We start from the raw sequence: 9051 nt of genomic DNA on the forward strand, positions 1-9051 counted from the left end.
TCAGCGGGGGACGAGGCTGAAGATCCGGATCACCCGGTTCGAAGCGCGCTCCTGGTAGGTCTGGTAGGCGGGCCAGACGGTCAGGAGCATCCGCCACAGGCGGTCGCGTTCGTCGCCCTCGGCCAGCGCCCCGCGCACCGGGATCTCCCTGCCGCCCAGCGTCACCACGGCGTCCGGGGTGGCGAGCAGGTTCGTCGACCAGGCCGGGTGCCCCTGCTGGCCCCAGTTCGAGCCGATGACCACGTAGTTGTCGCCGTCGCGGACGTACACCAGCGGCTGGGTGCGGGGCTGGCCGGACTTGCGGCCCGTGGTGGTCAGGATCAGCGTGGGCAGCAGGCCCAGTGCCACGACCCGGCCCTTGGTCAGCTTGGCGACGGCGCGGTCGGCCGGGACGAGGAACCTGCCCATGCGGGCGAACCAGCGGCGGTGGCCCAGGTAGCGGGCGAGGCGGGGGAGCATCGGCACAGTGTGCCGCAAGCAGCCGCGACTGAAAAGTCTTCACGTCTGGGGTGCGGCCGACCGGCTCAGCCGCCACCAGGCGTGAGGAAGGGCACCTTCCACAACGCGGAGCGATGTGAAGGTGCCCTTCCTTCGCCTTCACAGGCGGCGTTCGATGGGGAGGCGGGAGCGGGTGAGCAGGCCCGCGGCAGCCATCGCCACGAGCGGGACGGCGAGCACGATGGCGATGGTGTCCCAGGGCATGACCAGCCGCATCGGGACGTCGCCGATGCGGATGTGACCGCCCGCGTTCATGGCGAAGATCAGCACGGCTGCGGTGCCCGCGCCGGCCAGCACCCCGAGCAGCGCGCCCAGCCCGGAGATGACCCCGGACTGGCTCAGCGACAGCAGCCGCCTCACCCGCGGGCTGGCCCCGACAGCGCCCAGGGTGGCCAGGTCGGCGCGGCCGTCCGCGGCGGCCAGGCCGGTGGCGATGCCCGCCGCGCCGAGCGCGACCAGCGCCGCCACCACCCCGAGGATCCAGATCACCGGCTCCTCGCGGTACTGCGCACCCAGCTCGATGTCCACGTTGAGGTTGTCGGCCACCGCGTTTACGGCGGCCCTGAGGCGCTCGGACTCGGCAGGGGAGGGGACGTGCCCGACAGCCGCGAGCACCGTGTCGCGGCGCAGGCCGAGGCCCAGCCGTTCGGCCAGCGCGGGCGTGGTGACCGCGAACGCGGCCGTCGGCGTGCCGCCGGGCAGCGCCGCGCCGGGCACGGTCACCGGCGTGCCGCGTACGCCCTCCTGCTGGTCCTTCCACTCGGTCACGAAGACCGTCACCATGCCGTCGTCCAGGTATTTGGGGTCGGCGACCGCGATGCCGCCCGCGGCCAGGACCTGCCGGGCCTGTGCCAGGTCTGCCGAGGGCGCGCTGCTGATCGCGGCCAGGGCGGCCACGTCGTCGACGACCGCGAACTGCATCGAACCGATGCCCATCTGGTATGCGCAACGGGGGTCCTCGCGAGCGGCCCGGTCCCGTTCCTCCGGTGTGGTGTTCGGGTCCTCGGAGGCAGGGCAGCGCTGCGCCGGTGGCAGCTCGAGCTGGGGCGAGCAGTAGTGCTCCTTGGCCCGGTCGGCGCAGACGACCGACTGCAGCACGTGCGGCCGCGCACCGGGCAGTGCCTGGCGTACCGCGTCGGAGATCCGGGCGACGTCCGGTTCGGGTGCGCTGTTCTCGGCCATCTGCTGGACCAGCACGTTGCCGACCGGCAGCCGCGGGTCGTAGCTCTCGTACGCCTGCTGCTGCTCGCTGCCGAGGAACGCCCCGATCGCGACCGCTCCGGCGACCGCGGCCATCACGGCCGAGATCGCGGGCGCGGCGGAGCCGCGGTTGCGGGCGGTGTCACGCAGCGCGATGCGCGGGGCGAGTGGCAGCCACCGTCCGGTGCGGGCGATGAGCCCGACCAGCGACGGGGTGAGCAGCACCAGGCCGAGTTCGCCGAGCACCAGGCCGGCCATGATGGCGGTGGTGCCTGCCATCCCGGCCCCGGCGACGGCGATCGCCGCGCCCACGGCGACCAGGATCAGGCCGAGGGTGATCCAGCGCTTGCGGGACCGGGTCACGCCCCGGCGTCCGGCGAGCACGGTGACCACGCTCTGCCGTGCGGCGGTGAACGCGGGCACCATCGCGGCCGCGAGCCCCGCCCCGACCGCGAGCAGCACGACCCCGGCCTGCGCGGCGGGGAAGAAACGCAAGCCCCCGGCGCGGGCCCGGACCAGGTACTGCTCGAACAGCGGGAGGGTCAGCACCGCGGTACCGATGCCGATGGCGACGGCGGCGACCGCAGCGGCGAGGCCGAGCACCACTCCGTCGGCCAGCACGATGCGCCGCAGGTGGGCCGGGGTTCCTCCGGCGGCCGCGACCAGCGCGAGGTCCCGGCTGCGCCGCCGCGCGCCGACCGCGAAGGCCGGACCGGCCAGCAGCACGATCTCCAGCATGATCAGCACGACGACGATCGCGCCGAGGGCGATCTCTCCGGGGCCGCTGCTGCCCTGCTGGACGTCGATGTTCGGCACGGTGGGCGGGTCGAGGGCGACGGCGCGGCTCTTGACGAGGATGCCGCGCTGGTTGAGCTGCTGCACGTCGGCCCAGAGCAGGGGCGAGGGAGTGTCGACCACCCAGCGCACCGACGCGGGCAGGACGCCCGGCCGGAAGAGCACGGTCTCGTGCAGCGAGCTCGGGAGTTCGACGATCGCGGTGACCGTGTACGTGTACTCGGGCCTCGCCGTGCGGATGGTGCCGCCGACGCCCACGCCGAGCCGGTCGGCCAGCCCTTCGTTGAGCGCGACCTCGTCGTTGCGGGTCGGCGGGGAGCCGTCCAGCAGCTCGACGAAACCGGACAACTGAGAGGAGGTCAGGTCCACGCCCCGGGCGCTGACGCCGCCGATGCCACCCGGGGTGTGCACGTCGACTCCACCTTCGGTGATCTGGCCGACCGTCGAGCCCGTGGGAAGCACCGCGAGCAGGTCGGCCGCGCTCGGCTCCGACTCGCGAGGCCCGCCGGTGGAGGAGTACCCGTCGCCGAGCGGGGCCTGCGTGATCGGGCCGTCGCTGATCCATTCGACCTGGGCGTCGTACTGCCCGATCTGGCGGGTCAGCTCCTCGATCGGGGTGAGCCGGTGCATGTCGTACGCGGCCGCGACGAAGGACATCATCGCGATCGGCAGCCCGATCATGGCGACGACGAGCGCGGACCGGCCCCGGGAGCGCAGCGCCTCCCGGCGTGCCATCCGCAGTGCCGGGGCCCAGCCCCGCAGCCACCTCATGACGCGGTCTCCAGCAGCTGCTCGGGCTGGGTCAGTGGGCCGGACGCGTCGACGATCCGGCCATCGCGCAGGAAGACCACCCGGTCGGCCCAGGCGGCGTGCCGGGCCTCGTGGGTGACCAGGACCGCCGCCGCCCCCGCGTCGACGCGGGCCCGCAGCAGCCGCAGCACCGCCTCGCCGGTCACCGAGTCCAGGGCTCCGGTCGGCTCGTCGGCCAGCACCAGGCGGCGCTGCCCGACCAGAGCGCGGGCGATGGCCACGCGCTGCTGCTGGCCGCCGGACATCTCGTCGGGGAAGCGGTGGGCGTACCCGGCGAGCTCCACCTCGGACAGTGCCGCCTCGGCCAGCGGTCGGGCCTTGCGGGCCGAGACGCCCTCCAGTTCCAGCGGCAGCGCCACGTTCTCCACGGCGGTGAGGCTGGGCAGCAGGTTCAGTGCCTGGAAGACGTACCCGACGCTGCGGCGGCGCAGCCCGGCCAGCTCCCGGCGGCGCAACGTGGACAGGGCGAGGCCCTCGACCAGCACCTCGCCCGTGTCCGGGGCGTCGAGCCCGCCGGCCAGGTTGAGCAGGGTGGACTTGCCGGAGCCGGACGGGCCCATGACGGCCACCAGCTCCCCGGCCAGCACGTCGAGGGTCACTCCGGCCAGGGCGTGCACGGCGGCCTCGCCGGTGCCGTGGGTGCGGTGCACGTCTCGCAGTTGCAGGACGGCGGTCATCGCCGGGCCTCCCGTGGGGTGTCGTCGTGTGACGGCAGCGGTGCGGCGGCGGGCTTCTCGTAGCGCACCAGGGCCGTCTCGCAGTGGTCGAGCCAGCGCAGCTCGGCCTCGGATTGGAAGATCATCGCTTCGAGCACGAGCCGCCAGGGCAGCTCGGCGTCGGTGCGCTTGAGCCGGGTGTACTCCTGCAGCGCGCGCATAGTCGCGCTGCGCTGGGTCTGCACCACCGCCTGCACGTCGATGCCGGGGGTGGTGATGGCGAGCGCTAGCTTGATGGCCAGCTCGTCGCGGGGCCGGTCGGCGCGGGCGATCGGGGTCGCGAACCAGAGCGCGAGCTCGGTGCGGCCCTCCCCGGTGATCTCGTACGGGCGCTGCCCTCCGTCGTTCTCCGGCAGCGCGCGCACGAGGCCGTCGCGTTCGAGGCGGTTGAGGGTGGTGTAGACCTGGCCGATGTTGAGCGGCCAGGTGGAGCCGGTGGAGTCTTCGAATTCGGCGCGCAGCTGGTAGCCGTAGCGGGGGCCGCGTTCGAGCAGGGCGAGCAAACCATGCCGGATGGACATGGCTACTGAGTATGCATACCCGGTATACGGAAGGCAAGGCGTCCGCCCCTGGTGCGACGGAAGGCCTGCTACTGGGTCTTGCGGCCCGGGTACCGCACCGTGGCCGGGGCGATCTCGGCGAGCTTGCGCCAGCGGGTGCCGCGTACCGCGGCGTCGGTGTAGGCGACCAGGATCCGGCGGCGCACCTCGCCCTCGGCGTCGGCGAGCGCGGCCCGCCACGTGGCCGCGACCCCGTCCTCGACGTAGGCGGCGAGCTTCAGCGCGGTGGCGCTGTCGGTCACCGGGAACGGCAGCGCGTAGCCCGCCTGGGCCACCGGCGCGGTCGCCTTCAGCTCGGCGAGCTGCACCAGCAGCGCGTCCCGCCGGGTCCGGTGCATCTCCTCACCGATCCGGGCCTCCTTCTGCAACGCCTTGTCGAGCTGCACCCCGAGCCGGGCGTACGCGAAGATCGCACTGTGCTCGGCGCTCAACGCCGCCTGCAACCGCTCCGCCAGCTTCTCGCTCACGCCTTCTCCTCACTGCGCTCGTCGGCCGCGGCCTCATGATCGCTCGACTTGCCAGGCACCGGGGCGAAACCGGCCTCAAGATACGCACACCTGCCCGGCAAGTCCGATGACCTTGGTGTGGCTCGGGTCATGCGAGCACCTCGGCGTGGGTGGCGCGGGCGGCGGCGATCTCGCCGACCAGGACGGCGCGCGATGTGGTGGTGGTTACACACGCCTCGGCGGCCTGCTTGGCGGCGGACACCTCGGCCGTGCGCAGGCTCTTCAGGATCGCTTTGCGGTCGCCGGCGACCGGGGCGGCACTGGGGGCGGTGAAGGAGCTGGGCGAGGGCCGCGGGCTCATGATCGCGTCCAGAGCCTCGGCGTGGGCGCGGTGCGTCTCGCGCAGCGGGGTGAGCAGCGTGGTGAGGGTGGTGTCCGCGGCGAGCGCGGCGTCATAGGCCGCCACCAGGGCATAGGTGCCTGCCAGCAGGCCGGTCAGGGCGTCCGGCGCGGGCGGGGTGTCCGGGCCCGGGTCGAGCAGGTCGCAGCCGGCCAGCGCGGCCCCGGCGAGTCCGGCCGCCGCCGTCGCGGCGCTCGCCCGCAGCAGTCGCCGTCGATTCGGTCGGAAACCCGCCGACCAGCTATGATCATTTCCCCGCGTACGCACCGCGCCAGTCTTCCTTAAGCCAGCCGCCGCTGCCACTCCGTGATCACGTGTCGGACGCCGCACGCGGCGACCGCAGCGCGCCGCTGGTCGTTGCCGCGTGTGCGCGGGTTACGCTCTGCGCAGTCGATGAATCACCGAGAGGGGTGCCCCAGATGGCTCAGCGTGGCCGTGCCTCAGGCCGACCGGCGGGCAAGGCGCCTGCCCGGACGGCGGCACCGGCTCCTGCCAGGACCTCTCCGGCCGAACTGGCGGCGCGTCGCGCCCGGTTGCAGGCCGTGATCGACCCCGTGGTGGCCGGCACCGGCTACGACCTGGAGGAGCTGTCGGTCAAGCAGGTCGGCCGGCGGCACCTGGTCCAGGTGGTCATCGACGGCGACGGCGGGGTAGGTCTGGACGCCATCGCCGACGTGTCCCGCGCGGTGTCGCGGGCGCTGGACGAGGCCGAGGAGTCCGGCACAGATCTGATCATGGGCGAGTACCAGTTGGAGGTCTCCTCGCCCGGAGTCGACCGGCCGCTGACCCTGCCGCGGCACTGGGCCCGCAACGTGGGCCGCCTGGTGAAGGTGAAGGCGGGGGAGAAGTCGCTGACCGGCCGGGTCGTCGATGCCGACGCCGATGGGATCACCCTCGACGTGGACGGCAAGGAGCACGCGCTGAGCTTCGACGCGCTGGGCCCGGGGCGCGTCCAGGTCGAGTTCAAGCGCATGAACGAGATCTCCGATGAGGAGCTCGCGGAGTTCGACGACGACTCGTCCGACGACGAGGAGCTCGACGACGACGAGCGGGACGACAAGGGGGAAGAGCGGTGAACATCGATCTTGCGGCGCTCCGGGCGCTGGCACGCGACAAGGAGATCTCCGAGGAGACCATCCTGCAGGCCATCGAGTCTGCGCTGCTCACCGCGTACCGGCACACCGAGGGCGCGCAGTCGCATGCGCGCGTGGAGATCAACCGCCAGTCCGGTGCGGCCGTGGTGTACGCGCAGGAGTACGGCGGCGAGGGCGAGCTGCTGCGGGAGTGGGACGACACCCCGCACGACTTCGGCCGGATCGCGGCGATGACGGCCAAGCAGGTCATCCTGCAGCGCCTGCGCGAGGCCACCGACGAGGTGCACTTCGGGGAGTACGTCAACCGCGACGGCGACCTGGTCACCGGCGTCATTCAGGCGCACGAGACGCGTACCGAGAAGGGCATCGTCTCGGTCGACCTGGGCAAGGTCGAGGCCGTGCTGCCGCAGTCGGAGCAGGTGCCGGGGGAGACCTACCCGCACGGCCAGCGCATCCGCTGCGTCGTGGTGCACGTGGCCAAGAGCTTCCGCGGCCCGCAGGTGACGCTGTCGCGCTCGCACCCGGCGCTGGTGAAGAAGCTGTTCGCGCTGGAGGTTCCGGAGATCGCCGACGGCACCGTCGAGATCGCCGCCATCGCCCGCGAGGCCGGTCACCGCACCAAGATCGCGGTACGGTCCACCGTGCCCGGGGTCAACCCGAAGGGCGCCTGCATCGGCCCGATGGGCCAGCGCGTGCGCGCGGTGATGAGTGAACTGCACGGCGAGAAGATCGACATCATCGACTGGTCGGACGACCCGGCGGAGTTCGTGGGCAACGCGCTCTCCCCGGCCAAGGCACTGAAGGTCGAAGTGGTGGATCTCGCAACGCGTGCGGCGCGCGTCACGGTCCCCGACTACCAGCTCTCGCTGGCGATCGGCAGGGAAGGGCAGAATGCCAGGTTGGCTGCCCGTCTGACCGGTTGGCGTATCGACATCCGCTCCGACGCGGCCGACTCCGGGTCGGCGCAGCCGCGCGGACCGCGTCCCGCGGCCGATCACGAGACGGAGCCGGGCGGCACTCCCGTCTCCGCGTAGGGGTAGACTCATCAGGTGGTACGACGCTCGCGGCCCGCACCGCTTGTGGCGGCCTCATCAGTCACGCCTGTGCCGCCTCCGGTGCGCACGTGCGTCGGATGCAGGCAGCGGGCGTCCGCTACCGAACTGCTCCGCGTCGTGGCGGTGGCGTCGGGAGCTGACCAGTTCAGTCTCCGACCCGACCCGCGACGCAGATCGACCGGCCGTGGTGCCCACGTGCACCCGACAGCGGCCTGTCTCGAGCTGGCGCTGCGACGTCGTGCCTTCGGGCGCGCGCTGCGGATAACCGGGGTCATCGACACCGGGGAGCTGGCTGAGGCGATCCACGGACCGTGACCGGTTCAGGGATCACGAACCGATCCGAAGGATCACCGCCAGACCATCACGGGGTGGCGGACCACCGTAGGCGGCGGCCTCATCAGCCCCGTCTGAGGATCAAGCAAGGTAGGACTACCGGCATGGGCACACGATGAAGTCGCAAAAATGATCAGGCTTCAAGTGCACAAGTGAGGTCGTAGCGGGTCACTGCCCGTGCGACCTCGGAGTGAGGAGTGCAGTGGCAGGCAAGGCCCGCGTACACGAGCTTGCTAAGGAGCTCGGCGTCGAGAGCAAGAACGTTCTCGCCAAACTCAAGGAGATGGGCGAGTTCGTCAAGTCCGCGTCGAGCACCGTAGAGGCTCCCGTCGCCCGTCGGCTGAAGGACGCCTTCGCGGCCGGCTCGGGAGCGCCCAGCGCCCCGAGTGCGCCGTCGGCGCCCCCGGCAGCGGCGACCACGGCGGCGACCGCGAACGAACCACGGGTGACGGCTAGGCCGGCGCCCCCCAAGAAGCCCTCGGCGCCCATGAAGCCGAAGGCACCGACCTCCATGGTCCCGCCGACCCCGGTGACGAAGCCGGCCAGCGCCCATGACATCGAGGTCGCCGCAGCCGAGGCCCGCGCTTCGGCGCTCAAGGCCGAGCAGGAGGCCTCCGTCCGGGCGGCCCAGCAGGCTGCCAAGCAGCGTGAGGACCAGCCCCGCGGAGACGGCCCGAAGCCCAGCTTCATGCCGCCCCGTCCCGGCTCCAGCGCGGCCGGCGCAGGCCGTCCGGCGGCTCCGGCCGGCCGTCCCGGCGTGCCCGGTGGCGAGCGCCGCGACGGGCGTCCCGGTGGCCCGCGTCCCGAGGGCGGCCGCGACGGCCGTCCGAGTGGTCCGCGCCCCGACGGCGGCAGCCGTGAGGGCCGTCCGGCCGCTCCCGGCGCCGGTCGTCCGCCGCGCAGCGGTGGCAACAACCCGTTCGGCATCTCGCAGGGCGGCGGCGCTCCGTCGCGTCCGTCCCCGGCCGGCATGCCGCGTCCCAACCCGGCCTCCATGCCGCCTCGGCCCAGCCCGGCTTCCATGCCGCCGCGGCCGAACCCGGCGTCGATGCCCAGCCAGCGTCCGGCCCGTCCGGGTGGCGGCGCGGGTCGTCCCGGCGGTCCCGGTGGCGGCGCGGGTCGTCCCGGCGGTCCCGGTGGCGGC

At 73.0% G+C, this 9051-nt stretch carries 10 protein-coding genes; 4 read left to right on the forward strand and 6 right to left on the reverse strand.

Annotation, left to right across the window (positions count from 1 at the left end; all coding sequences use genetic code 11):
- The 6 genes from AB0B66_RS42130 to AB0B66_RS42155 form a co-directional block, all read right to left on the reverse strand.
- Entirely contained in the window at positions 1-465 is a 465-nt protein-coding gene (locus tag AB0B66_RS42130) for a nitroreductase/quinone reductase family protein (RefSeq protein ID WP_360540981.1), read from the reverse strand.
- A gap of 132 nt (positions 466-597) precedes the next feature.
- On the reverse strand, positions 598-3264 hold the full coding sequence (locus AB0B66_RS42135) for an ABC transporter permease (protein WP_360540983.1): 2667 nt from the start codon (positions 3262-3264) through the stop codon (positions 598-600).
- Positions 3261-3980, reverse strand: a complete 720-nt coding sequence (locus tag AB0B66_RS42140; RefSeq protein WP_360540985.1) for an ABC transporter ATP-binding protein — start codon at positions 3978-3980, stop codon at positions 3261-3263. Before AB0B66_RS42140 ends, AB0B66_RS42135 begins: the two co-directional genes overlap by 4 nt.
- On the reverse strand, positions 3977-4540 hold the full coding sequence (locus AB0B66_RS42145; protein ID WP_360540987.1) for a PadR family transcriptional regulator: 564 nt from the start codon (positions 4538-4540) through the stop codon (positions 3977-3979). The genes AB0B66_RS42140 and AB0B66_RS42145 overlap by 4 nt, the downstream gene beginning before the upstream one ends.
- Before the next feature lie 68 nt (positions 4541-4608).
- Positions 4609-5046: a ferritin-like domain-containing protein gene (locus AB0B66_RS42150; protein ID WP_360540989.1), complete on the reverse strand. Its 438-nt coding sequence runs from the start codon at positions 5044-5046 to the stop codon at positions 4609-4611.
- Positions 5047-5173: 127 nt separating this feature from the next.
- On the reverse strand, positions 5174-5692 hold the full coding sequence (locus AB0B66_RS42155) for a hypothetical protein (RefSeq protein WP_360540991.1): 519 nt from the start codon (positions 5690-5692) through the stop codon (positions 5174-5176).
- 152 nt (positions 5693-5844) lie between these two features.
- On the opposite strand from AB0B66_RS42155, the gene rimP reads away from it, so the two are divergent.
- The 4 genes from rimP to AB0B66_RS42175 form a co-directional block, all read left to right on the forward strand.
- Positions 5845-6501, forward strand: a complete 657-nt coding sequence (gene rimP / locus AB0B66_RS42160) for a ribosome maturation factor RimP (protein WP_360540995.1) — start codon at positions 5845-5847, stop codon at positions 6499-6501.
- On the forward strand, positions 6498-7553 hold the full coding sequence (gene nusA, locus AB0B66_RS42165) for a transcription termination factor NusA (protein ID WP_360540997.1): 1056 nt from the start codon (positions 6498-6500) through the stop codon (positions 7551-7553). The genes rimP and nusA overlap by 4 nt, the downstream gene beginning before the upstream one ends.
- 69 nt (positions 7554-7622) lie before the next feature.
- On the forward strand, positions 7623-7889 hold the full coding sequence (locus tag AB0B66_RS42170; RefSeq protein ID WP_203693969.1) for a YlxR family protein: 267 nt from the start codon (positions 7623-7625) through the stop codon (positions 7887-7889).
- A gap of 220 nt (positions 7890-8109) precedes the next feature.
- Positions 8110-9051 (forward strand): translation initiation factor IF-2 N-terminal domain-containing protein (locus AB0B66_RS42175; protein WP_360540999.1); only part of this gene is annotated, 942 nt, incomplete at its 3' end.

It is taken from the genome of Catellatospora sp. NPDC049111 (assembly GCF_040648615.1).
Taxonomy (GTDB): domain Bacteria; phylum Actinomycetota; class Actinomycetes; order Mycobacteriales; family Micromonosporaceae; genus Catellatospora; species Catellatospora aurea.